Annotated in this window: 26 protein-coding genes; 23 read left to right on the top strand and 3 right to left on the bottom strand. The window is 64.0% G+C overall.

What is annotated here, in order from left to right:
* The first annotated feature begins 7 nt into the window (after positions 1 to 7).
* Genes cybH through hypE form a run of 15 tightly spaced genes read left to right on the top strand, consistent with a single transcriptional unit; the run spans position 8 to position 10,937 of the window.
* Positions 8 to 736, top strand: a complete 729-nt coding sequence (gene cybH, locus ACETII_RS10670) for a Ni/Fe-hydrogenase, b-type cytochrome subunit (RefSeq protein WP_472788002.1) — start codon at positions 8 to 10, stop codon at positions 734 to 736.
* Positions 737 to 741: 5 nt separating this feature from the next.
* Positions 742 to 1,302: a HyaD/HybD family hydrogenase maturation endopeptidase gene (locus ACETII_RS10665; RefSeq protein WP_472788001.1), complete on the top strand. Its 561-nt coding sequence runs from the start codon at positions 742 to 744 to the stop codon at positions 1,300 to 1,302.
* Positions 1,303 to 1,319: 17 nt separating this feature from the next.
* The gene (locus ACETII_RS10660; RefSeq protein WP_472788000.1) at positions 1,320 to 1,544 is read left to right on the top strand and encodes a hypothetical protein; all 225 of its coding nucleotides are present in this window, start codon (positions 1,320 to 1,322) and stop codon (positions 1,542 to 1,544) included.
* A gap of 5 nt (positions 1,545 to 1,549) precedes the next feature.
* A complete protein-coding gene (gene hypC / locus ACETII_RS10655; RefSeq protein ID WP_472787999.1) occupies positions 1,550 to 1,852 on the top strand; it encodes a HypC/HybG/HupF family hydrogenase formation chaperone in 303 nt (100 codons plus the stop codon).
* A 9-nt stretch (positions 1,853 to 1,861) separates the two neighbouring features.
* Positions 1,862 to 2,293, top strand: coding sequence for a thioredoxin domain-containing protein (locus ACETII_RS10650; protein WP_472787998.1), 432 nt, complete (start codon positions 1,862 to 1,864; stop codon positions 2,291 to 2,293).
* Positions 2,290 to 3,141 (top strand): hydrogenase expression/formation protein, encoded by an 852-nt coding sequence (locus ACETII_RS10645; RefSeq protein ID WP_472787997.1) that lies wholly within the window; start codon positions 2,290 to 2,292, stop codon positions 3,139 to 3,141. The genes ACETII_RS10650 and ACETII_RS10645 overlap by 4 nt, the downstream gene beginning before the upstream one ends.
* Positions 3,138 to 3,347: a rubredoxin gene (locus tag ACETII_RS10640; RefSeq protein WP_363345713.1), complete on the top strand. Its 210-nt coding sequence runs from the start codon at positions 3,138 to 3,140 to the stop codon at positions 3,345 to 3,347. The genes ACETII_RS10645 and ACETII_RS10640 overlap by 4 nt, the downstream gene beginning before the upstream one ends.
* Complete coding sequence (gene hybE, locus ACETII_RS10635; RefSeq protein ID WP_472787996.1) at positions 3,337 to 3,831, top strand: [NiFe]-hydrogenase assembly chaperone HybE; 495 nt, start codon at positions 3,337 to 3,339, stop codon at positions 3,829 to 3,831. Before ACETII_RS10640 ends, hybE begins: the two co-directional genes overlap by 11 nt.
* Positions 3,828 to 4,934, top strand: coding sequence for a nickel-dependent hydrogenase large subunit (locus ACETII_RS10630; RefSeq protein WP_472787995.1), 1,107 nt, complete (start codon positions 3,828 to 3,830; stop codon positions 4,932 to 4,934). Before hybE ends, ACETII_RS10630 begins: the two co-directional genes overlap by 4 nt.
* The gene (hypA, locus tag ACETII_RS10625; protein ID WP_472787994.1) at positions 4,927 to 5,268 is read left to right on the top strand and encodes a hydrogenase maturation nickel metallochaperone HypA; all 342 of its coding nucleotides are present in this window, start codon (positions 4,927 to 4,929) and stop codon (positions 5,266 to 5,268) included. Before ACETII_RS10630 ends, hypA begins: the two co-directional genes overlap by 8 nt.
* Positions 5,268 to 6,242: a hydrogenase nickel incorporation protein HypB gene (gene hypB, locus ACETII_RS10620; RefSeq protein WP_472787993.1), complete on the top strand. Its 975-nt coding sequence runs from the start codon at positions 5,268 to 5,270 to the stop codon at positions 6,240 to 6,242. Before hypA ends, hypB begins: the two co-directional genes overlap by 1 nt.
* A gap of 3 nt (positions 6,243 to 6,245) precedes the next feature.
* The gene (gene hypF / locus ACETII_RS10615) at positions 6,246 to 8,543 is read left to right on the top strand and encodes a carbamoyltransferase HypF (protein ID WP_472787992.1); all 2,298 of its coding nucleotides are present in this window, start codon (positions 6,246 to 6,248) and stop codon (positions 8,541 to 8,543) included.
* The gene (locus tag ACETII_RS10610; protein WP_363345701.1) at positions 8,534 to 8,758 is read left to right on the top strand and encodes a HypC/HybG/HupF family hydrogenase formation chaperone; all 225 of its coding nucleotides are present in this window, start codon (positions 8,534 to 8,536) and stop codon (positions 8,756 to 8,758) included. Before hypF ends, ACETII_RS10610 begins: the two co-directional genes overlap by 10 nt.
* Complete coding sequence (gene hypD, locus ACETII_RS10605; protein ID WP_472787991.1) at positions 8,755 to 9,891, top strand: hydrogenase formation protein HypD; 1,137 nt, start codon at positions 8,755 to 8,757, stop codon at positions 9,889 to 9,891. The genes ACETII_RS10610 and hypD overlap by 4 nt, the downstream gene beginning before the upstream one ends.
* Positions 9,888 to 10,937 carry a hydrogenase expression/formation protein HypE gene (hypE, locus tag ACETII_RS10600; RefSeq protein WP_363345697.1) on the top strand — a complete coding sequence of 350 codons (1,050 nt, stop codon included), beginning with the start codon at positions 9,888 to 9,890 and terminating at the stop codon, positions 10,935 to 10,937. The genes hypD and hypE overlap by 4 nt, the downstream gene beginning before the upstream one ends.
* Before the next feature lie 6 nt (positions 10,938 to 10,943).
* On the opposite strand, the gene ACETII_RS10595 is transcribed toward hypE, so the two are convergent.
* Positions 10,944 to 12,161: a patatin-like phospholipase family protein gene (locus ACETII_RS10595; protein WP_472787990.1), complete on the bottom strand. Its 1,218-nt coding sequence runs from the start codon at positions 12,159 to 12,161 to the stop codon at positions 10,944 to 10,946.
* A 373-nt stretch (positions 12,162 to 12,534) separates the two neighbouring features.
* Between ACETII_RS10595 and ACETII_RS10590 the strand changes: the two genes are divergently transcribed.
* From ACETII_RS10590 to ACETII_RS10555, 8 genes are all read left to right on the top strand, one after another.
* On the top strand, positions 12,535 to 13,194 hold the full coding sequence (locus ACETII_RS10590) for a peroxiredoxin (RefSeq protein ID WP_363345693.1): 660 nt from the start codon (positions 12,535 to 12,537) through the stop codon (positions 13,192 to 13,194).
* Between the two features lie 348 nt (positions 13,195 to 13,542).
* Positions 13,543 to 13,785, top strand: coding sequence for a hypothetical protein (locus ACETII_RS10585; protein WP_363345691.1), 243 nt, complete (start codon positions 13,543 to 13,545; stop codon positions 13,783 to 13,785).
* 66 nt (positions 13,786 to 13,851) lie between these two features.
* Positions 13,852 to 14,679, top strand: coding sequence for a cytochrome c oxidase subunit II (locus tag ACETII_RS10580; RefSeq protein ID WP_472787989.1), 828 nt, complete (start codon positions 13,852 to 13,854; stop codon positions 14,677 to 14,679).
* A gap of 60 nt (positions 14,680 to 14,739) precedes the next feature.
* Positions 14,740 to 16,500, top strand: coding sequence for a cytochrome c oxidase subunit I (locus ACETII_RS10575; RefSeq protein WP_472787988.1), 1,761 nt, complete (start codon positions 14,740 to 14,742; stop codon positions 16,498 to 16,500).
* Positions 16,497 to 17,195: a cytochrome c oxidase subunit 3 gene (locus tag ACETII_RS10570; RefSeq protein ID WP_363345685.1), complete on the top strand. Its 699-nt coding sequence runs from the start codon at positions 16,497 to 16,499 to the stop codon at positions 17,193 to 17,195. Before ACETII_RS10575 ends, ACETII_RS10570 begins: the two co-directional genes overlap by 4 nt.
* Positions 17,196 to 17,210: 15 nt before the next feature.
* On the top strand, positions 17,211 to 17,936 hold the full coding sequence (locus tag ACETII_RS10565) for a heme-copper oxidase subunit III family protein (protein WP_472787987.1): 726 nt from the start codon (positions 17,211 to 17,213) through the stop codon (positions 17,934 to 17,936).
* Between the two features lie 41 nt (positions 17,937 to 17,977).
* Positions 17,978 to 18,349: a cytochrome C oxidase subunit IV family protein gene (locus ACETII_RS10560; protein ID WP_472788151.1), complete on the top strand. Its 372-nt coding sequence runs from the start codon at positions 17,978 to 17,980 to the stop codon at positions 18,347 to 18,349.
* Positions 18,350 to 19,016: 667 nt separating this feature from the next.
* Positions 19,017 to 20,693 carry a Na+/H+ antiporter gene (locus ACETII_RS10555; protein ID WP_472787986.1) on the top strand — a complete coding sequence of 559 codons (1,677 nt, stop codon included), beginning with the start codon at positions 19,017 to 19,019 and terminating at the stop codon, positions 20,691 to 20,693.
* Between the two features lie 43 nt (positions 20,694 to 20,736).
* Here the strand turns inward: ACETII_RS10555 and ACETII_RS10550 are convergent, their stop codons facing one another.
* Both ACETII_RS10550 and ACETII_RS10545 read right to left on the bottom strand, forming a co-directional pair.
* Complete coding sequence (locus ACETII_RS10550; protein ID WP_472787985.1) at positions 20,737 to 21,051, bottom strand: hypothetical protein; 315 nt, start codon at positions 21,049 to 21,051, stop codon at positions 20,737 to 20,739.
* 162 nt (positions 21,052 to 21,213) lie between these two features.
* The gene (locus ACETII_RS10545; RefSeq protein ID WP_472787984.1) at positions 21,214 to 21,786 is read right to left on the bottom strand and encodes a hypothetical protein; all 573 of its coding nucleotides are present in this window, start codon (positions 21,784 to 21,786) and stop codon (positions 21,214 to 21,216) included.
* Between the last annotated feature and the right edge of the window lie 7 nt (positions 21,787 to 21,793).

Here is a 21,793-nt window from a genome sequence, read left to right as displayed (position 1 = left end):
GGCGCTCATGTTCGACAGCGTCCATGTCTCGGGGGTCGGCGACGCGCATGGCGCGCGCGCCGTTCAACGCCAGACCGTTTATGTCTATGAGGCGCCGGTGCGCATCTGGCACTGGGTCAATGCGCTGTGCATCGTCGTCCTGTTCGTCACGGGCTATTTCATCGCGAGCCCGCCGCCGAGCGCGCCCGGCGAGGCCAGCGCCCATTTCCTCATGGGCTACATTCGCTTCGCGCATTTCTCGGCGGGACAGATCCTTGCCGTCGCCTTTCTCTTGCGGCTCTACTGGGTTTTCGCTGGCAGTCCGCACTGCCGGCAGATCTTTTACGTGCCCTTCTGGAGCAAAGACTATTGGTGGGAAGTGCTGCACGAGGCGAAATGGTATCTCTTCCTCGCCAAGGCGCCGAAGAAATATGTCGGCCATAATCCGCTGGCGCAGTTGATGATGTTTTCCCTGTTCACCGTGCCGATCGTTTTCATGATCGTGACCGGCTTCGCGCTCTATTCGGAAGGCGAAGGGATCGACTCCTGGCAGCACAAGGCTTTCGGCTGGGTCTTCCTAATCTGGCCGAACAGCCAAGAGGTGCACACTTTCCATCATCTCGGCATGTGGGCGCTCGTCGTTTTCGCCATTATCCACATCTACGCCGCGGTGCGTGAGGACATTGTGAGCCGCCAAAGCATCATCTCCTCGATGGTCACCGGCGAGCGCATCTTCAGAGATGAAGAAGCAGCGTGACCAGCATGAGCGCGCCACGAATCCTCGTTCTCGGAATCGGGAACATCCTGTGGGGAGACGAAGGCTTTGGCGTGCGCGCCGCAGAGGCCTTTCATCGGCGGTTCTCAGCGCCGGAGAACGTTACGATCCTCGACGGCGGCACGCAGGGTCTTTATCTCGTCCATTTCGTGGAGGAGGCCGATTGCCTTCTCGTTTTCGACGCCGTCGATTACGGCCTGGCGCCGGGCGCGCTGAAAATCGTGCGTGACGACGAGGTTCCGAAGTTCACGGGCTCGAAGAAGATGAGCCTGCATCAGACCGGATTCCAGGAGGTGCTCAGCGCCGCCGATCTTCTTGGCCGCTACCCGGAGAAAATCGCGCTCGTCGGCTGCCAGCCCCTCGACCTCGAGAACTGGGGCGGGCCGCTCACCGAACCCGTGCACGCCGCCATCGCGCCAGCGATCGACGCCGCCGTTGCGTTGCTCGCCGAATGGGGCGTCGCTTTGACGCCGCGCCCGCCGTCCGAATGCGCGCCGGCGCTGCTCGCAAATGACATCGACCATCGAAGCTATGAAAGGCGCCTCTGAAGGACGGAGGAGAGGATATGAATCTATTCTCAAGAACTGGCGCGGCGATGTTGCTCCTGGCCGCCGCAATGTGTGGCGCCCAGGCGCATGAGGGCCCCCACCTTCATCCTCATGTCGTCGCCGACGCGGCGGCGCAGCCATTGCATCCGGCGCTCGTTCTCGCGCTGGTCGCAGCGCTGTGGCGGGTGGGCCTTTTCGCCACTGAGGCCGCCGGCCGGGCTCGGCGCCGGCGACGCGGCTGATATCCATGTGCCTCGGTTTTCCAATGACGGTTCTCTCGGGCGACGCCGCGCAGGCGCTCTGCGCGCGCAAGGGCGAGACGGCGGTCGTCTCGATGCTGCTCGTCGGCGCCCAACCACCGGGCGCGCGCGTGCTCGTTCATCTTAGCGCCGCCATGCGCGTTCTCGACTCGGCGGAGGCGGCGGCGATCGACGCGGCGCTCGACGGGTTGGAGGCCGCGTTGAACGGCGAGGATTTCGAACACTTTTTCGCTGATCTCGTCGATCGTGAACCACAACTCCCGGCCTTCCTGCACAAACCGAGAGACTAGGAGAGCGTGATGCAAGCATCCGGCGTTTTGGAGCGCGCCGGCGTTCCGATCATCGACGAGAGGAGCGCCGCGGATGCGCTCGGCGGCGGCCGCAACGAAGCAGTGCTTCTGTTCTTCCCCGGCGATCCGGCGCAGCGGCCCGAGGCCGCCGACGTCGCGGTGATTTTCCCCGAGCTTCTGGGTGCCTTTCAGGGACGTTTGCGGGGCGCGGTCGTCGCCTTGGGGGCCGAGCGCGCGCTCGGACAAGTCTATCACGTCGACGTCTTCCCCTCTCTCGCCGTCATCCGCGCCGGCGTGACGATCGGCGTCATTCCGCGGGTCCGCGACTGGGCGGATTATCTGCAAAAGATCGAGGCGTTCCTCGATCCGGCGGCGCAACCGCTCGCACAAGCTGCGCCACGGGTCGCCATCACCTCCGCTTACAAGGGAGCGACAGCGTGAAAGTCGGTTTCTGGGTCGCGCCGGAAGGCGCCGAGGAAGCGGTGACGCTTGCAAAGATCGGCGGCGACGATGCGCTTGCGGATACGCGGCGCATCAATTTTCTCGCGACGCGCTCGGCCGAGGAGCTGATCGCGCGCTGTCCTTCCGTCGCCGGCCTCCTGCCCCGGGTCGCCGACGCGCTCGCCGCGCAGAAGGCGTCGGCGCCGGCGCGCCTCTTCGACATCACCGACCTCCCGGCGGATGATCGGGAATTGCTCTCGCAATTGCTCGGGGCGGGCGAGGTCGCCGGCGTCGCCGCGCTGACGGACGGCGTCGTGGCGCAAATTCAGGAGTCGGTTTTGGCCGGCTTGTGGCGCGTGCGCTTCACCGACGAAGGGGGCGCGTGCATCGCCGATTATCTGGAAATCGCGGCCATACCACAGGCGGTGCGCAAAGCGGCCGAACTCGCCAGGACAAAAATCGACATCGGCGTCCCGCCCGCCGACGCGATGAACGTCATGCCTCTCCTCGCTGAAATCCGCGCCCGCGGCGCTGCGCATCGGCCAGGCGATCCGCCGCATGTCATCAATTTCTCGCTGCTGCCGGTCAATGACGCCGATATGCAGTTTCTGCAGCAGACGCTCGGCGACGGGCCTGTCCGCCTCGTCTCGCGGGGCTACGGAAGCTGCCGGGTGCATGCGACGGGCGTTCGCAACGTCTGGTCGGTGCAGTTTTTCAACGCGATGGACGCGATTATTCTCGATACGCTGGAAATCGGCGACCCGCCGCTCGCGGCCTGCGCGGCGGACGAGGATTTTCACGACTCGGCCGAGCGTCTGCGCGAAATTCACGAGGCCTATTTTCAATGAGCGTCGACCCCTCCCGCTCCGAAGACGCCGCCGCGACCGAGCGCATGGAGTGCGGCGTGTGCTGGAGCGTCTATGATCCGGCGGAAGGCGATCCCGTCTGGCAGATCCCGCCGGGCACGCCTTTTTCACGATTGCCGGAGGAGTGGCGCTGTCCGACATGCGACGCGCCGCGCGACAAATTTCTGCGATTCCGCCATGAGGGATGAGGCGGCGCAGGCGATCGGCGCGCGACTCGCGTCCCTTTACGCCGAGATTCGTTCGGGACCCATGCAGGGCGTCTCGATCTGCAACGCGGCGCTCGACGTGGAGGCGGTCGGTTTTCGCGGCTTCGGCGAGAGAGCCCTCGGCGTGATCGTGACGCCCTGGTTCATGAATCTTGTTTTGGCGGCGGCGCCGGACTCTCCGCAGGAGGGGCGTCCTGGCGGCCGTCTGTCCATCACCCTGCCCGCCGGGGACGTCGAATTCATCTGCGGCGCCCTCGAGGGCTTCGGCGTGATATATTCCTGCTCGCTGTTTTCGCCCATGTTCGGATTCGCAGACATGGCGGCGGCGCGGGAGACGGCGGCCGCGGCCATTTCGGCGCTGTTCAATCCAGCCATGCTGGAAGAGCTCGGGCCGGCGCCCGCCAGCGTGGATCGCCGCGCCCTCCTGCGCGGGCAATTGGTCAGCGCCAAGGAGGCGCCGCCGTGAACGCGCCCGTTGGGACAGGCCTGATCCAGATCGGCCTCGACATCGACGCCGACGGGCGCGCGGCTTCCGTCATGATCCAGTCGACGCGACCGGCGGAACTGGCCCCCCGCCTGTTTGCCGGTCGTAACGACGAGGAAATTTTCGCGCTTGCGGGTCAGCTCTTCACCCTCTGCGGCTTTTCGCACCAAATCGCGGCGCGGCGCGCCATCGCCGCCGCGAGAGGAGCCGAGACAGCGTCTACCCAGTGCGACGTCATCGGGCTCGCCGCTGAGCGCCTGTCGGAATCGCTGCGCGCGACGGCGCTGGGCTGGGCGTCGGATGTGACCGCCATCGCCACGCCCCTGCGCGAGGCCATGTCGGCCTCACGCGTCCTCGCGAACCAATGCCGGCGCCAGGCGCCGCTCGCGGAACTGGCGCCCGCCGTCGACCAGCTCTCGAATGCGGCCAAAGCCTTTGGCGTGGTCGCTGAGGGCCGGCCAGCGCCAAAGCGCGGAAGCTTTCTTGCGGCTCTTCTTGACGACGCGCAGCGCCAAACCTTTCTTCGCACAAAGGCGCCCGACGCGCTTTCGTCGTCGGACGACTTCGCCGTCGCGCAGGCGCTCGCGAAAGGCGGGGCGCGCTTCGCCGCCCTGCCGGCGCTGCCGGGGCGCCGCATCGAAACAGGCGCCTTCGCGCGCCATTGGCGCGAAGCCCAGACCGACGCCGGCTCGGGGCTGGCGGCGCGGCTGGCCGCGCGCATCGTTGCAATGCAGTCGGCGCTTTCATCGATGCAGGAGGCGCTCACCGGGCTGTGGCGCGACGACGCCGGCGAATGGATGGCCGCCGGCGCGCTTGGCGCGGGAGAGGGATTCGCCGCGGTGGAGACGGCGCGCGGAAGATTGTATCATTGGGCGAGGCTCGACGCGGACGGCCGGGTCGGAGAATATGCAGTGGTCGCGCCGACCGAATGGAACTTTCATCCTGCCGGCCCTTTCGCAGAGGCGCTTCTCGGGGCGCGCATCAGCTCGGGCGCCGCGGCGCGCCGCCGCATCGGCCAGCTTGCGAACGTCTTCGACCCTTGCGTCGCCTTCGAGATCGACCTTCGGGAAGTGGCCCATGCATGAGATGGCGCTGACCGAGAGCATCGTCGACATCCTCAGCGAGGAGGCGCGCCGACAGGGCTTCGGGCGGGTGCGCGTCGTTCGGCTCGAGATCGGGGCGCTCGCGCATGTCGAGCCGGCGGCGTTGAGCTTTTGCTTCGACGCGGTCGCGCGCGGCACGGTGGCGGAAGGCGCCGCGCTGGACATCATTCGCGCGCCGGGCGAAGGTTGGTGCCTCGATTGCGGGAAGACGGTTCCGCTCACTGAGCGCTTCGGCGCTTGTCCCGATTGCGGCGGGCGACGTGTGCAGATGACGGCGGGCGACGAGCTGCGCATTCAAGAACTGGAGGTCGACTGATGTGCACGGTATGCGGCTGCGGAACGACGTCGATCGAAGCGGGCGAGAGGCAGGCCGGACGGACGGAGAGTGCGGAGGGTCCTCACCGCCACGTCCACGACCATACCCACCCTGATCATGAGCACGACCATCGCCATCATCATGACGCCCATGGCGATCGTCATGATCACGATGGGCGCGCCCCTGCCCACTCGCATGCCCACTCGCATGCCCACTCCCACGCCCCTGGCGCCGATGTCGTCGACTTCGGCGCGGGATTGGCCGGCGTGCATGTTCCGGGGCTGAGCCAGGACCGGATCGTCCGAATCGAACGCGACATCCTGTCGAAGAACGACGCCTATGCGCGGGACAACCGCGCCTTCTTCGCCGCGCGCGGCGTGCTCGCGCTCAATCTCGTCTCGAGCCCCGGCTCGGGCAAGACCACCCTGCTCGTGCGGACGATCGACGACGTGAAGCTGAAGATCCCTGTCGCGGTCATCGAAGGCGATCAACAGACGTCGAACGACGCCGAACGCATCCGCGCGACCGGCGCGCCCGCGATTCAGATCAACACCGGCAAGGGGTGCCATCTCGACGCCCATATGGTCGGCCACGCGCTCGAGACGCTCGACCTCTCCAAGGGCGGCGTTCTCTTCATCGAAAATGTCGGCAATCTCGTTTGTCCGGCCGCATTCGATCTCGGCGAGGCGCACAAGATCGTCGTTCTCTCCGTCACGGAAGGGGAGGACAAGCCGCTCAAATATCCGGACATGTTCGCCGCCGCCGATCTGATGCTCTTGAACAAGGCCGATCTGCTGCCGCATCTTTCCTTCGACGTCGGGGCCTGTCTCGCAAACGCCTTGAGGGTCAATCCGCGCCTGCAGACGCTCGTGGTCTCCGCCCAGACCGGCGAGGGCATGGCGGCATTCTATGCCTGGATCGAGGCGCGGACCGGCATCGCGGCGTCGCGCGCGAGCGCCGCGAGAGCCGGGTGACGCATGGCGCGCGCAGGGACCCGCCAGGCCCGGCCCGACTCGGCGGCGCGCCTGCGCCTGCGCCTGCGCGTGCGGGGGGCCGTGCAGGGGGTCGGCTTCCGGCCCTTCGCGCAACGGATCGCCGCGCGCTACGGTTTGACCGGCTTTGTGCAGAATGACGCCAACGGCGTGCTCCTGGAAATCGAAGGCGCGCAGTGTGGGGCCTTTCTTGCGGCCCTAGAGGCCGAAGCGCCGCCTCTCGCCACCATTGAGTCCGTCGACGTCGAGCAAATCGACGCGCGCGGCGACTGCGCCTTCTCGATCCTTCAGAGCGCCGGCGGCAAGACCAAGACTCGCATCGTCGCCGACGCTGCGACCTGCCCCGACTGCCTCGAGGAGCTCTTCGACGCGTCGAGCCGGTTTCACCTCTACCCTTTCGTCACCTGCACCCATTGCGGGCCGCGCTTCACGATCGCCTCGTCCCTGCCTTATGACCGCGCGCGGACCTCGATGGCCAGTTTTCCTCTCTGCCCGCGCTGCGAGGCGGATTATCACGACCCGCACAGCCGCCGCTTTCATGCCGAGGCGATCGCCTGCCCCGCCTGCGGGCCACGGCTCGACGCCGATATCTCGACGATCGTCGAGGCGCTGCGCCAGGGCGCGGTCGTCGCGCTGAAAGGAATCGGCGGCTATCACCTGATGTGCGACGCGCGAAATGAAGGCGCCGTCGCCTCGCTGCGCCAGCGCAAGGCGCGGGACGCCAAACCCTTTGCGGTGATGGCCGCGAATTTGGCCTCAATCGAACGCATCGCCGCGCCGACGCCGGCCGAGCGCGCGCTGCTCGCCCATCGGGCCACGCCGATTGTGCTGATGCGTTCCACTGACGCCCTCGCGCCTTCGGTCGCTCCGGGCCTCGGTCGCATCGGCGTCATGCTGCCCTATGCGCCGCTGCACCATCTGCTGTTTTACGCGGCGGCCGGCTACCCGTCGTCCAATGACTGGCGCGGCGCAGCTCAGGGCTTCGTGCTGGTGGCGACGAGCGCCAATCGCGGCGGCGAGCCTCTCGTCGTCGATGATCACGACGCGCGGCGTCGTCTCTCGGGGATTGCCGACCTGATCGTCGGGCATGACCGCGCCATCGTCGCCCGCGTCGACGATTCCGTCATGCGCATCATCGACGGCGCCCCGGCCTTTCTGCGTCGCGCGCGCGGCTTCGTTCCGGACCCTGTCGATCTGAAGACAGAGGGGCCTTGTGTCGTCGCGGTCGGCGGCCATCTGAAATCGACCGTGACAGTGGCTCGCGGCCGCGAGGCTTTTATCTCGCCGCATATCGGCGATCTCGACGACGCCGAAAGCATTCGCTTCTTCGAGGAAAGCTTGCGCCGCCTCCTGTCGCTCCTCGATGTCGAACCCGACGTCGCCGCCTGCGACCTTCATCCGGACTTTTTTTCGACGCGATTTGCGGAAGAGACGAATTTGCCCCTCCAGCGCGTTCAGCATCATGCGGCGCATGTCGGCGCGATCGCCGCGGAGCACGGGGTCGACGGGCCGCTGCTCGGCGTCGCGCTCGACGGCTATGGGATGGGCGACGACGGCGGCGCCTGGGGCGGCGAACTCATCCTGCTCGATGGCGCGCGGTGGACGCGGCTCGGCCATCTTGCGCCCCTCCCCCTGCCTGGGGGCGACCGCGCCGCGCGCGAGCCCTGGCGCATGGGCGTCGCCGCCTTGGCGGCGACCGGGCGCCTCCACCGGGCGCGAGATCTCTTTCCCGACGCGCCGCTTGCCGGGCAACTTGCGGAACGGTTGCGTCGCGACGCCGGGCCCACGACAACCAGCATGGGGCGGCTGTTCGATGCGGCTGCGGCGCTCGCCGGAGTCTGTCGCGAACAACGCTACGAAGGACAGGCGGCCATGGAGCTGGAGGCCCTCGTCCGCACGCCGCGTCGCATGGCTGAGAGCTTCCAGCTCAGCGGCGGCCTCCTCGATTTCTCCCCGCTCCTCGCCTTTCTCGCTGACGAACGGCCGGGGCCCCGGGAGGCAGCCGAATATTTCCACGGCGCGCTCATCGAGGGCTGCGCCGCCTGGATTGAACAGGAAGCGCGCGCGCGAGGCCTCGCCCGCATTGCGCTCGGCGGCGGCTGCATGATGAATATGATACTGGCGGAAGGGCTGAGCGACGCCTTGCGGACGCGTGGCCTCAGCCCGATGCTCGCGCGCGCCGCGCCTTGCAACGATGGCGGCCTTTCGCTCGGCCAAGCGGCGATCGCGCGGGCGGCTTTCGAGACGGGCGGCGTAAGGAAAGAGAACGCGGCATGTGTTTAGCCATCCCCGTGCGCGTCATCGAGCTCCTGCCGGAGCAGATGGCCAAAGTCTCGCTCGACGGCGTCTCCAAGACGATTTCCACCGCGCTCGTCGACAATGTCGCAGTGGGCGATTATGTGATCTTGCATGTCGGCTTTGCGCTGTCGAAGGTCGACGCCGAGGAGGCGGAGCGAACGCTCGCGATGATCCGGAACATCGCCGAGGACGCGCCATGAAATATGTCGACGAATTCCGCGACGGAGAACTCGCGCGCGGCATGGCGCGGCGGCTGGCCAAAATTGCGCGACCCGACCGCGACTATCGGTTCATGGAGTTTTGCGGCGGCCATACGCATGCGATTTCGCGCTACGGCCTCGAGGACCTGCTGCCGACCAATGTGCGCATGATCCATGGCCCGGGTTGCCCCGTCTGCGTCCTGCCGATCGGGCGAATCGACGCGGCGATCGAACTTGCCCGCAAGCCCGAGATCATCCTGTGCACCTATGCAGATCTCATGCGCGTGCCAGCGTCAGGCGGCGACAGCCTCTTGAAAGCGAAGGCGGCCGGCGCCGATATTCGGATGGTTTACTCCACGCTCGACGCGCTTCGCATCGCCGAGACGGAGCCGCAACGGCAAGTCGTGTTTTTTGCGATCGGGTTCGAGACGACGACGACGCCGACGGCGCTCGCAATCCGTCTCGCCGCGCGAAAGCAGCTTTCGAACTTCTCCGTCTTCTGCAATCACGTGCTCACGCCCGCCGCGATGCGCGCCATCCTGACAAGTAAGGATGACCGCGTCGAACTCGACGGCTTTGTCGGCCCGTCGCATGTCTCCGCCGTCATCGGAGTCACGCCCTACCGCTTCGTCGCGACGGAGTTCGAGAAGCCGCTCGTCGTCACGGGCTTCGAGCCGCTCGACGTCATGCAGGCGATCGTCATGCTGACGACGCAGGTGAACGAAGGGCGCTGCGAGATCGAGAACCAATATGGCCGCGCCGTGTCGCCACAGGGCAATCTGAAAGCGCAGGCCGAGACCGCCGACATCTTCGACCTGCGCGAGAGCTTCGAGTGGCGCGGGCTCGGCGAAGTCCCGGCGAGCGCCCTGCGTTTGCGCGAGACTTACGCCCAGTTCGACGCCGAGCGTCGCTTCGCCGTTGAGACGCCGGTCGCCCGCGATAACCCCGCCTGCGAATGCGGCGCGATCCTGCGAGGCGCCAAGCGCCCCCACGACTGCAAGCTCTTCGGGACGGTCTGCACGCCGGAAACGCCGATCGGCTCCTGCATGGTGTCGTCGGAAGGCGCCTGCGCCGCGCAATGGACCTATCGGCGCTTCGATGAGCCGACGCGCGAGGAGAGGATGGCCTCGTGACGAGCGTCAAAGCCTATCGCCGCAAGCTCGATCTCAAGAGCGGGCGCGTCGATCTCTCGCATGGCGCGGGCGGCCGGGCGATGTCGCAGCTCATTGCCGAGATTTTCCATGCGGCGCTCGACAATGAATGGCTGCGACAGGGAAACGATCAGTCGATCTTCGACGCGCCCAAGGGCCGCATGGCGATGACGACCGACGCTTTTGTCGTCTCGCCGCTGTTCTTTCCGGGCGGCGACATCGGCTCGCTCGCGGTGCATGGCGCGATCAACGACGTCGCCATGTCGGGCGCCAGGCCGCTCTATCTCTCGGCGAGTTTCATCATCGAAGAAGGCTTTGCGCTCGCCGATCTGGCGCGCATCGCAGAGAGCATGGGCGCGGCCTCGCGCGCCGCCGGCGTTCCGGTCATCACCGGCGACACCAAAGTGGTGGAGCGCGGCAAGGCCGATGGCGTCTTCATCTCGACCGCCGCCGTCGGCGTCGCGCCCGAAGGGCTCGAACTGTCCGGCGACAGGGCGCGGCCGGGCGATCTCGTACTGCTCTCGGGCTCAATCGGCGATCATGGCGTCGCCATCATGTCGAAGCGCGAAAATCTCGAATTCGAGTGCGAAATTCTTTCCGACTCGGCGCCGCTGCACGGCCTCGTCGCTGAGATGGTCGCCGCGGCCGCATCGTCGCTGCGTCTCATGCGCGATCCGACGCGCGGCGGCCTCGCCGCGACATTGAACGAGATCGCGCAACAGTCGGGCGTGGGCTTCCGCATCGACGAGACCGCGATCCCGGTCAAACCCGAGGTCGCGGCCGCCTGTGAACTGCTCGGCCTCGATCCGCTCAATGTGGCGAACGAAGGCAAGCTCGTCGCCGTCGTCGCGCCGGAAGCGGCGCAGGCGCTGCTCGACGCCATGCGCGCGCACCCTCTGGGCCGTGACGCCGCCATCATCGGCGCCACGGTCGCTGACGATCGGCGCTTCGTTCAGATGAGGTCGTCCTTCGGCGGCTCGCGGATCGTCGATTGGCTTGCGGGCGAGCAGCTGCCGCGGATTTGCTGATCTGCGCTACTTCTTGGCCTGGAAGCCCGGCGGCGCATGTTCCCAGGGATAGCCCGCGACGGCCTTTTCATAGGCGTAGTGATAAAGCGCGCGCATATAGGCCTGGCTGAATTCTTCCGGATGGGGCGCGTGAAAATCAGTGCCGATATAGGCGACGTTGAATCCTGCGCCGGCCCTCTGGGTGACGAGATACATGCGGTAGAGATCGCCCACGCCGTTATAATTGATCATCGTCGAGACGGCCTTTTCGGCGATCGGCAGCGTGGCCTGTTCGACGTCGGTATATTCTGTCGTCAAGCGTGAATTGCGGACGATGTAGGCGACTACGCCTTTTCGTTTATATCCAGAGCGGTTGAGCGTGTCCCGGGTGTTCAGCGACGGGGGCACGAGAAAGGCCTGGCTTACGGCGCCGCCGTCGACATGGAGTTCCTGATAGGATCGGCCATCCGCCTCCACATCGAACAACACGGGCGGAAAGGCGGCCGGAATCGAAGCCGAAGCGAGGAGAATATGGCGAATGAGATTGGGCGCGCCGGGGTGGCCGCTCGCCGCGATGGCGCCAATATTCCAGATCGACGGCCGCCCGGCGTCGAGATCGGTGGTCTGGATCAGCAGCAGCCGGCCCTTCTGATATTCCGCGGCGATGCGGGCGAGCATCGCATCGTCGAGATAATGCGCGATCGTGTCATAGAGCGGAGTTGAGTCCGAGAGGGCGTCCTGCGCGAGCGCCGCATAGGGAACGAAGCGCTTTTCGTAAACGCGCGAAGGATTGATGTTCGTGTAAACATCCGTGAGCGCTGCGTCATAGTCCGGCCCGAGAAAGGCGAAGGGCGCGATCAGCGCGCCGGTGCTCACGCCCGTGACAAGCTTGAATTGCGGCCTGTCGCCGCGCTTCGTCCAACCGGTGAGGAGGCCCGCGCCGAAAGCGCCATTGTCGCCGCCGCCGGAAAGCGAGAGAAGATGCGCCGGCGGGAGCACGCCGCCCTTGGACACGCCGAGCGCCCGCGCCTCACGCTCCAGCGCGCGCTCCTGCTCGGCCGCCATGGCGACGGGATCATCTACGAAAAAGCGCGCATTCGGCAGACCGAGAACGACCGTGCGGCCTCTCTCCGACGCCGGAACGACAGCGCGCGGCGCTAGAGAGCCGCAGGCGGAGACCGCCAGCGCGGCGAGACAGATGCAAACGGGCGCCAGCAGGCTGCGACGCGAACTCACACGAACCATCAACCGCCCATTCTGCTTCAAATACACGCAACTGCTTGTGACGACGGCGTAACCAGGCGACCCGGCCCACGACGGCCATCAGCCCGGGTCGATAAGCGGCGTGATCTTCACAATTTTGCTGTTTCGGGTCAAGGGCGGAGGCGCAAGCTTAGTCCTCCCCAGCCTGGACGAAGCGGGTCAGGGCGCAGTCCCCTTCATTGCTCAGCTTGTGCAAAAAAGGCGCTGGCCTAAAGCCGCCCCTTGTCGCACGGGCGCTGGGCACAATTCTAACGGCTAGGCTGGCGGACTCAGGCTCGGCGAGTCCCGGTCGTCGCAATGCGTCGGAGGAGCCACGGCGCAGCTGGTTCGGACGGCTCCTGCAACGGAGGTCGAGATGTCTTTCCAGATAGGCGACACCGCCCCTGACTTCGAAGCGGAAACGACACAGGGACGCATCCGGTTTCACGAGTGGATCGACGGCTCTTGGGTCGTCTTTTTTTCCCATCCGAAGGATTTCACCCCGGTTTGCACGACGGAGCTCGGCTATGTCGCGAGGATCAAGCCAGAGTTCGACAAACGCAACGTCAAGCTCATCGGGTTGAGCGTCGATCCCGTCGACAACCATGCCAAGTGGGCCGCTGATATCGAAGAGACGCAGGGCATCGCCCCAAATTATCCAATGATCGGCGATCCCGACCTGCGCATCTCGAAGCTCTACGGAATGCTCCCGGCGAGCGCGTCGGGCGATGCGAGCCAACGCACGCCAGCCGACAACCAAACCGTGCGCAATGTGTTCGTGATCGGGCCGGACAAGAAGATCAAGCTTGTGTTCGTCTATCCGATGACGACGGGCCGCAACTTCGATGAAGTATTGCGCGTGATTGACTCGCTTCAGCTGACCGCGAGCCATCGGGTCGCGACGCCGGTCAATTGGCGGCCCGGCGAGAACGTGATCATCGCTGGCTCGGTTTCTGACGAGGAAGCCAAGAAACTCTACCCGGACGGGTGGCAAGCGCCGAAGCCCTATCTTCGCATTGTGCCTCAGCCGCGCTGACGTCGAATACAGGGGCGCCGGCCGATGACGTCCGGCGCTCCATCCGCTCTCGTCGCAACGGACGCGGCGCCCGTGCGGCGCTCACTCGCCAGGATGAATGCGCCCGCGAGGCTCGGCGCCGCGATCTCTGCGCGCCGGTCTTATTTATCCGAGTCTTGCAGACCCCCGTTGTTTGGATCGCGCGCCTTTTGCCGACGCGCGGCGTCCGCGCGCACAAGAACTCCTAAAATCCGTCTCCGCGCATGTCCCGTGGAGCGCTCGGCAAGACGTTTCCCAAGAACCTTTTCCCGCGCCTCCGCGTTAGGTGAAGCAATGGCTTGCGGGTCCAGCAAAAACGGAGACTGAGCAATGATCGCCGTCGAAATGCTTTATCTTACCGCGCTTCTGAGTGGATTCATCGGGCTGATTGCGCTTATGGCGCTTACGCGCCCGGCGGCTAAATCGCTGGGGACATTTCCGGGCATGCTGAGCAATCTCATCGTGATCATGGCTGTTGTTTCCGTCTCCGCCTTCTTCATCTATGCGCTGAGCCCTCGAAACGCCGCGCGGGCGGTGTATGGCGCCAATGTCAGCGATAGTCTGCGCGGGTGAGCGGATCGTTGCCTGGGCGTCTGCCTGCTCTACTTTCATGAGGCGGCTGCTGAGAGGTGAACCCGCATGCTCGTCGCTCTGATGATGGTGCTCGTTGTGGCGGGGTCGTTGCTGTTCCATGTGCTGAGCCCCTGGCGCGCGACGCCGATCGCGTCGAACTGGGGGTTTATCGATGGCACCATGGCCCTGACGTTCTGGATCACCAGCGCGGGCTTTGTCGGCGTCATTTTGTTCATGGCTTACTGTCTTTATCGCTTTCGTAGCGAGCCAGGACGCCTTGCGACCTATGAGCCAGAGAACCGCAGGCTGGAGCTGTTGCTCGGCGCCGTGACCAGCGTAGCCGTGGTCATTCTGCTCGCTCCGGGCCTCGCCGTTTGGGGCCGGTTCATCACGCCCCCGGAAGACGCGATGGAGCTCGAGGCTGTCGGGGTTCAGTGGAACTGGAGCTTCAGACTTCCGGGCAAGGACAGGAAATTCGGCGCGAGCGACGTCCGCTTCATCGAGGGAGCCAACACCCTCGGCGTCAGCCCCGCCGATCCGCGCGGAGAGGACGATCTCATCGTGACAACTGGAGAAATTCACGTGCCGCAAGGTAGGCCCGTCAAGGTTCTCTTGCGTTCGATCGACGTCTTGCACGATTTTTACGTTCCGGAAATCCGCGCCAAGATGGATCTCGTTCCGGGAATGGAAACCTATTTCTGGTTCACGGGGACGAAAGCGGGTCAGTATGAAATTCTCTGCGTCGCCTATTGCGGCACGGGCCATCCGCAAATGCGGGGAACGCTCGTTGTCGACACGGATGCGGACTACGAGCAATGGTTGGATAAGCAACAGACTTTTGCACAGACCCGCAGAAGCGAAGCTGCACGGGAGCGGCGGGCGTCGAGCCCGTGACGTTGCGTCCCGAGCGAGCAGCCTGTCGGCAGCGCAAACACGCGTCAGGAGCTGATTTCGATGGCAGACGTTTCGGTAGAGCAAGGCGCCGTTTCGCCGCAGGAAGTCGAAGACGTCGAACTCTATCATCCTAGAACATGGCTGACGAAATACGTCTTTTCACAAGACGCCAAAGTGATCGCCATCCAATACGCCGGCACTGCAATTGCAATCGGCTTGCTGGCGCTCGTCCTTTCCTGGGTGATCCGGCTTCAACTCGCCTTTCCAGGCGCCATCCCGTTCATCGATGCGACCGTCTATTACCAATCCGTGACCATGCACGGCATGATTATGGTCGTCTATATGCTCACGGCGATCTTTCTGGGCGGCTTCGGCAATTATCTCATTCCCCTGATGGTCGGCGCGCGGGACATGGTCTTTCCTTTCGTCAATATGCTCAGCTACTGGGCGTATTTGCTCGCGACGCTCGTCCTCGCCGCAAGCTATTTCGTGCCTGGAGGGCCGACTGGAGCGGGGTGGACGCTTTACCCGCCGCAATCCATCCTGACCGGCACGCCCGGACATGAATGGGGCATCATATTGATGCTCGTGTCGCTCATCATCTTCATCATCGGCTTCACGATGGGCGGCCTCAATTACGTCGTCACCGTCTTGCAGGGCCGCACGCGCGGGATGACGCTCATGCGGATGCCGCTCACCGTCTGGGGCATCTTCACCGCGGCCGTGATGGCGCTGCTGGCGTTCCCCGGCTTATTCGTGGCCTGCGTCATGCTGTTGCTTGACCGCACCCTGGGAACGAGCTTTTTCGTGCCGGCGATCGTAGAGATGGGCGAGCGTCGCAATTACAGCGGCGGCAGCCCCATTCTCTTTCAGCATCTTTTCTGGTTCTTCGGCCACCCGGAGGTCTATATCGTCGCGCTTCCGGCATTCGGCATGGTCTCGGATCTTATCAGCGTGCACGCAAGAAAGAATATCTTTGGCTACCGCATGATGGTCTGGGCCATTCTTGCCATTGGCGTGCTGAGCATGGTCGTCTGGGGCCACCACATGTATGTCAGCGGAATGGATCCCATTTTTGGATTCTTTTTCGCCATTACAACGCTCGCGATCGCCGTCCCGACCGCCTTGAAGGTCTATAATTGGGTGCTGACGCTCTGGCGCGCGAATTTGCGTTTTGATACGCCCATGCTTTTCGCGCTGGGCTTTCTCGTCACCTTCGTCAACGGCGGCATAACCGGGCTCTATCTTGGCAACGTGATCGTCGACGTGCCGCTCTCCGGCACGCTTTTTGTCGTCGCACATTTCCACATGGTCATGGGCATCGCGCCTGTTCTGGTTATTTTCGGCGCGATCTACCACTGGTACCCGAAGATCACGGGGCGAATGATGGACGAACGCCTCGGCAAAATCCATTTCTGGATCACCTTCCTCGGCGCTTACGCCGTCTTCTTTCCCATGCATTACCTCGGCCTCATCGGAGTTCCGCGCCGGTTCTACGACATGAACGATGTGTCCTTTGTCCCGAGTTCGGTGGTCGATCTCAATATTTTCATCACCGTCATGGCGATCTTCGTCGGGTTCTCACAAGGATTGTTTTTCTACAACGCGCTTCGCAGTCTGAGGCGCGGCGCGCTGGCGGGGGGAAACCCCTGGAGGGCCGCCTCGCTCGAGTGGCAAACGCCCGAGACGCCGCCGGGCCACGGCAATTGGGGAAAGGATTTGCCGATCGTTTATCGCTGGCCATACGCCTACAGCGTTCCCGGGGCGCCGGACGACTTCATTCCTCAAAACGCCCCCCCATCGCAGGGAGAGCGCGAATGAGCCTCATGGGGCCATTTTTCATCCTGATCGCTTCGCTTGCCGCGCTGTGGCTGTGGCGGGAGGGCGTGACCGAAGCCCCTTGGCTTCATGAAGGAGAACTGCCGTCCTATCGCAGCAGACGACCAGGCTCGACGCCGGCACGGACTGGTCTCATTATCTTTATGACGGTCGCAACATGTCTGTTTTTATTGCTGACGGCTTCCTTCTTCATGCGCATGGAGTCGCTCGACTGGCAATTGCCGCCGCCGCCGCGCATCCTTTGGCTCAACACCGTCGCGCTCGTCGCCAGCTCCGCGTCCTTGCACATCGCGCAGTCCGCAGCGAGGACACGTCAAGCCTTGCGGATGAAGCGTGCGCTCGCGGCCTGCGCAGCAACGAGCTTTCTTTTCCTGATCGGCCAGCTTTGGGCTTGGCGCGACATGGCGGCGAATGGCTACTTTGTCTCGACGAATCCGGCGAACGCCTTCTTCTACCTCCTGACCGCGGCCCATGGGCTTCACCTTCTCGGAGGCCTTGTCGCCCTCGCCACGCTCATCAATCGCGCCCAGCGCGCCAACCCCAAGGAATTGACGAGCGCAATCCGGCTTTGCGCCACTTACTGGCACTTTCTTCTGGGGGTCTGGCTCGTGCTGTTGACCCTCCTGTTCGGCTGGGCGGATAATTTCGGCGTCATCTGCCGCCGGCTGCTGACTTGAGATTGGGAGAAGCGCATGACCGTCGATCCTTCCACTCTGCCGCTGGGCGCCAACGCCTCCCGTCCGACCCGGCTCGACGGCCTGGTCGCTGACTGGTCCTCGGATCAGCGCTCCTTCAAGAGCGCCTCCTGGGGAAAGGCGATGATGTGGATCTTCCTGGTCAGCGACACCTTCGTTTTCAGTTGCTTCCTCATTTCTTACATGACCGTAAGAATGTCCACGACCGTCGACTGGCCCAACCCGAGCGAAATCTTTGCCCTCAACATCGGCGGAAAGAGCATCCCCCTCATCCTCATCGCGATCATGACCTTCGATCTGATCACCAGCTCCGGCACGATGGCGATGGCCGTCAACTATGCCTATGCGCGGCAGAGGCGGAAGGCGGCGCTGCTCATGTTGATCACCGCGGTCTTTGGCGCGGCTTTCGTTGGCATGCAAGCCTTCGAATGGACGAAACTCATCCATGAAGGCGTCCGCCCTTGGGGCAATCCCTTCGGCGCGGCGCAATTTGGCGCCAGTTTCTTCATGATAACCGGCTTTCACGGCTTTCACGTATCGGTGGGCGTCATCTTCCTGCTCATCATCGCGCGCGCGGTCTGGCGCGGCGACTACGACCGCGAAAAACGCGGCTTTTTCACCAGTCGAAAAGGACGTTACGAGATCGTCGAAATCATGGGCCTCTACTGGCATTTCGTCGATCTCGTCTGGGTGTTCATCTTTGCGTTCTTCTACCTCTGGTGAGGGCGATCATGACCTACGATGCAAAACGGAGCGCACGGCTCATGAATGAACCTCATCCGCCGACGGAGGGGGAGGCCGCAGTTCCACAGAGCGTTGCCGCGGCGCATGGCGAGCAACATCCGATCGCGCTTTACCTTCTCGTTTGGGTGCTCCTGTTTGTTCTGAGCGCCTGTTCGTACATGGTCGATTATTTCAACTTCCATGGCTATTTGAGATGGGGGTTGATTATATTCTTCATGCTGTTGAAGGCTGGACTGATCGTCGCCGTGTTCATGCACATGGCGTGGGAGCGCCTCGCCTTGGTAAGCGCCATACTGATTCCGCCGCTTGCCGTTCTCGTTTTTGTCGGCACGATGGCGTTTGAGGGGGACTATACGAATCTTACCCGCCTCATGTTTTTCGTAGCAGGCTGACTATCGTATCGACGCGCGCCTCGACGGATGGTCGCTGTCCTTGCTATCAGGGCGCGCCGCTGTGATCCGTACATAGACGAATGGGTGTTCCTGTCGCCGCCGCTATTTGGTCGGGCTCTCGGACCGATCCGACGAGGAGGCGAGCATGGCCAATAGACTGCGACTTCTCACCATGGCGGTTGCGCTGGCCGCTAGCGTGTCATTTGCAGTCGCCCAGGGCGGCGGGGGCTCAGGCGGCGGCGCGGCAGGCGGCGGCGCAGGGGGCGGCGGAACAGGCGGAAGCGGAACGCCAGGAATGGGAAGCGGGACCGGCGGAAGCGGGAACCTCGGGACCGGCTCCGGAACCGGCGGCAGCGGAACCTGGGGGAGTGGAAGCGGGACCAGCGGCGGCGCCCTCGGAACCGGAACCGGCGCTGGCAGGAGCGGGACAGGCGGCGGCTCCGGCGCCGGAAGGTAGATCGCGACGCGTAGTTGGAGTCACTGAGAGCGCGCCAAGCTGCGCGCTTCCTCGTTCATGCGGATTGCGGCGGTCCCTCTGAAATGACAGGCCCTAAACGAACGGTTGCTTGGCGAGGCGATCCACGCGCCCGTCGCGGCAAAGCCGAGGAATGCATTCGCGCTATTCTCGCCGGGTCTCTCCGTCGCTCCAGCCGGCTCAAGCCGCGCATTGCTGAATCACACTGCCGCACTCATAGTACGCCGAGGAAGAGTTACAGACTCGCAAATCGGTGCGATTATGACGTCATCCCTGCAAGCGCTCATCCTGTTGCTGGCCGTCGTTGCGGTAATCGCAATAATCGCTGACCGCATGAGGATTCCCTCGGCGATACTTCTGGTGCTGACGGGCGTATTGCTTGCGCTCATGCCCGGGCTTCCTGCGATCGAACTTGCTCCGGAGTTCGTGTTGCTGTTTGTTTTGCCGCCCATTATCTACACTTCCGCCTTCAATATGAGCTGGCGGGAGTTTCGGTTCAATTTGAGGCCGATTGCGTTCTTGGCCGTAGGGGGCGTCGTCTTCACCACAGTTGTCGTCGCCGCGGCGGCGCATTGGATGATGGGCCTCGACTGGCCCGTGAGCTTCGTGCTGGGAGCCATTGTCTCGCCGCCCGACGCCATCGCGCCGCTCTCCATCGCGCGCCGGATGGAATTGCCGCGACAGATTCTCGTCATTCTGGAAGGCGAAGGCCTCGCGAACGACGCCACCGCGCTCATCCTCTATCGTTTCACCATCGCAGCCGTAAGCGCGGGCGCCTTTTCTTTCGGTCACGCCGCCGAAACATTCGCGGCGATCGTCGTCGGCGAAATTGTCTGGGGCGTCGGCGTCGGATGGACGACGCTGCGACTGAGACGGTGGGTCAGAAATCCGCTCATTGAAATATTGCTTTCCCTTCTAACGCCCTTTGTCGCCTTCTGGCCGCCTGAGCGGCTCGGCGGCTCGGGCGTTCTCGCGACGGTGACGGCCGGGCTTTATGTCAGCTGGAATGGCCCCCAGCTCATCAGCTCGGCCACGAGATTGCAGGGCGTGTTTTTTTGGGAGTTTTTCGTTTACGTGATCGAAGGAATGGTGTTCCTCATCACGGGACTTCAAGCGCGCGCGGTGCTCGATCGAATCGGCGACTATGAGACCGCGCAGTTGGCGATCTCCGCCGGCGTCATCGCCAGCGTCCTGATTGCGGCGCGATTCATCGGCATCTTCCCCGCGACCTATATTCCACGATGGCTGTTTCCCGCGTTCAAAAGAAAGAGCCCCGCGCCACCATGGCAATGGTCCGTCGTGTTGGCTTTCACCGGCGTGCGCGGCATCGTCTCCCTCGCGGCGGCGCTCGCGATTCCTCTTACAACTGCCGCCGGACAGCCGTTTCCGTTTCGCAGCCTGATTCTGTTTTTGACATTTTCGGTCATCCTGCTGACGCTGGTCGGGCAAGGGCTCATGTTGCCTTGGCTCATCCGCGCGCTCGGCCTCTCTCATGCCGGACGCGCGGAGCGCGACGTCGAGAGAAGCGAGGAGCATGAGGCGCGCGCGGCGGGCGTGAAAGCCGCAATCGAGCGGCTGGACGCGCTCGCGGCCGAACGCAACCTCTCAGCGCAAATGGTCGACGCCGTGCGCCATCAGCATCGAGAGCGGCTCAAACATTTGGAAAGCAGGAACGCCCGCGACGCCGTCGCAAGCCGCCTCGGCGCGACCTGTGATGAGGTGGAAAGCCTTCTGATCGACGCCGAGCGGATACGCGTCAACGAACTCTTCCGCAGCGGCGCGTTGCGCGACGAGGCGCGGCGACGCATCGAGCGGGATCTCGACATGCGTGAGGCCCATCTTGCGCAACAACAGCGCCCGGAGACTTAAGCCCGCCACGGGCGCGCCAGCACGGCTGCCCCCCGGCCGTCGTCTAAACAAGAAGCTTGAGCAGCGACCATGCCGAGCGATCGATGAGATGCTTGACCGCGGCGGATGCGAGGGCCTCGCCAAGAGCGGAGGCGGCCTTTGTGACGGTCGCTTCCTTCAGCCTGCAAGGGACGCCGGATTCAGCGCTCGACGGGTCACCGAGATAATCGAGCTCACGTAACCTCTCCCAGAACGTGCCAATTTCAAAGACGTCACGTTGGTAGTAGATCGTGACGCTGCCGGTACGCGGGTTGAGCGAGGCGGAGTCGACCCCCGGGATCGACAAAAGCTCGGCATTTAGCGGCGCGACGGCGCTCAAATCGCCCCGGAGCCTTTCGAGACAAACGCGAAGGCGCCCCGGGACATGGTGCAAGTGAAGAAGCATTGACCTGCGCATCTCGATGGTTAGCGAACGCCCCCCGTAGCCTCGCTATATTGCAATTGGATGACTGGCGCTTTACGGTCGCGTTCACGCTGAAGATCACCTCGATCCGGCGATGGCTCTACAGCTAAAAAGAACGACTTCGGCTTCCCGTTTCTCCGCTCCCGCGTAAAAGCCGGCGACAGCGGCCTTGGGCGCTCTCGCCTCGATGAAGAAGTCTTCTTTGTGGCGCCGCTCGCCCAAAGGCTCGCTCACCTTCCAGGACAGTGCGACCCGGGTCTGATCGTCCCGGCCCCTATAGAGGCTGAGTATTTCAGGCAGGGCGATCAACGCCGCTGCATCGTCATGCGTCATGTAATCGATGCGCCAATCCGGGCGTCGTCGGCCAAGCGTCCAAAGGTAACGTCCGTGAGGCGGCTGTTCGAAGCTTCTCCAATGGAGGTGAAAGGCGCGCCAAAAAACCGCAGCCGGCAGCAGCGCCTCGATCGAGAGAAAACACCAGGGCTTTTCCATCGACGTGTAACAGCCCAGCATGCGTCCCAGTTCTTCCAGGATATGTGCGTCATCGGCCTTCAGCGCGCACAGCCTGGCCAAAGTTTTCTGGCGCTCGCTCAGCCCCTCGAGCCAAGCCGCGCTGGTTCTGGTCCCGCCTGCCGCGCCTGTGCCTGGCATCGCCGCA

Source organism: Methylocystis sp. NC52PC (assembly GCF_055698645.1).
This window is presented reverse-complemented; position numbering and strand designations above follow the sequence as displayed.

Excerpts from the sequence above, each read along its gene's own strand:
- ACETII_RS10610 (WP_363345701.1), top strand. The coding sequence starts at position 8,534 with ATGTGTTTAGCCATCCCCGTGCGCGTCATCGAGCTCCTGCCGGAGCAG.
- cybH (WP_472788002.1), top strand. The coding sequence starts at position 8 with ATGTTCGACAGCGTCCATGTCTCGGGGGTCGGCGACGCGCATGGCGCG.
- hypF (WP_472787992.1), top strand. The coding sequence starts at position 6,246 with ATGGCGCGCGCAGGGACCCGCCAGGCCCGGCCCGACTCGGCGGCGCGC.
- ACETII_RS10590 (WP_363345693.1), top strand. The coding sequence starts at position 12,535 with ATGTCTTTCCAGATAGGCGACACCGCCCCTGACTTCGAAGCGGAAACG.
- ACETII_RS10585 (WP_363345691.1), top strand. The coding sequence starts at position 13,543 with ATGATCGCCGTCGAAATGCTTTATCTTACCGCGCTTCTGAGTGGATTC.
- ACETII_RS10580 (WP_472787989.1), top strand. The coding sequence starts at position 13,852 with ATGCTCGTCGCTCTGATGATGGTGCTCGTTGTGGCGGGGTCGTTGCTG.
- ACETII_RS10565 (WP_472787987.1), top strand. The coding sequence starts at position 17,211 with ATGACCGTCGATCCTTCCACTCTGCCGCTGGGCGCCAACGCCTCCCGT.
- hypC (WP_472787999.1), top strand. The coding sequence starts at position 1,550 with ATGTGCCTCGGTTTTCCAATGACGGTTCTCTCGGGCGACGCCGCGCAG.
- ACETII_RS10650 (WP_472787998.1), top strand. The coding sequence starts at position 1,862 with ATGCAAGCATCCGGCGTTTTGGAGCGCGCCGGCGTTCCGATCATCGAC.
- ACETII_RS10570 (WP_363345685.1), top strand. The coding sequence starts at position 16,497 with ATGAGCCTCATGGGGCCATTTTTCATCCTGATCGCTTCGCTTGCCGCG.
- ACETII_RS10575 (WP_472787988.1), top strand. The coding sequence starts at position 14,740 with ATGGCAGACGTTTCGGTAGAGCAAGGCGCCGTTTCGCCGCAGGAAGTC.
- hypA (WP_472787994.1), top strand. The coding sequence starts at position 4,927 with ATGCATGAGATGGCGCTGACCGAGAGCATCGTCGACATCCTCAGCGAG.
- hypD (WP_472787991.1), top strand. The coding sequence starts at position 8,755 with ATGAAATATGTCGACGAATTCCGCGACGGAGAACTCGCGCGCGGCATG.
- hybE (WP_472787996.1), top strand. The coding sequence starts at position 3,337 with ATGAGGGATGAGGCGGCGCAGGCGATCGGCGCGCGACTCGCGTCCCTT.
- ACETII_RS10665 (WP_472788001.1), top strand. The coding sequence starts at position 742 with ATGAGCGCGCCACGAATCCTCGTTCTCGGAATCGGGAACATCCTGTGG.
- ACETII_RS10660 (WP_472788000.1), top strand. The coding sequence starts at position 1,320 with ATGAATCTATTCTCAAGAACTGGCGCGGCGATGTTGCTCCTGGCCGCC.
- ACETII_RS10640 (WP_363345713.1), top strand. The coding sequence starts at position 3,138 with ATGAGCGTCGACCCCTCCCGCTCCGAAGACGCCGCCGCGACCGAGCGC.
- hypB (WP_472787993.1), top strand. The coding sequence starts at position 5,268 with ATGTGCACGGTATGCGGCTGCGGAACGACGTCGATCGAAGCGGGCGAG.
- ACETII_RS10595 (WP_472787990.1), bottom strand. The coding sequence starts at position 12,161 with ATGGTTCGTGTGAGTTCGCGTCGCAGCCTGCTGGCGCCCGTTTGCATC.
- ACETII_RS10560 (WP_472788151.1), top strand. The coding sequence starts at position 17,978 with ATGAATGAACCTCATCCGCCGACGGAGGGGGAGGCCGCAGTTCCACAG.
- ACETII_RS10545 (WP_472787984.1), bottom strand. The coding sequence starts at position 21,786 with ATGCCAGGCACAGGCGCGGCAGGCGGGACCAGAACCAGCGCGGCTTGG.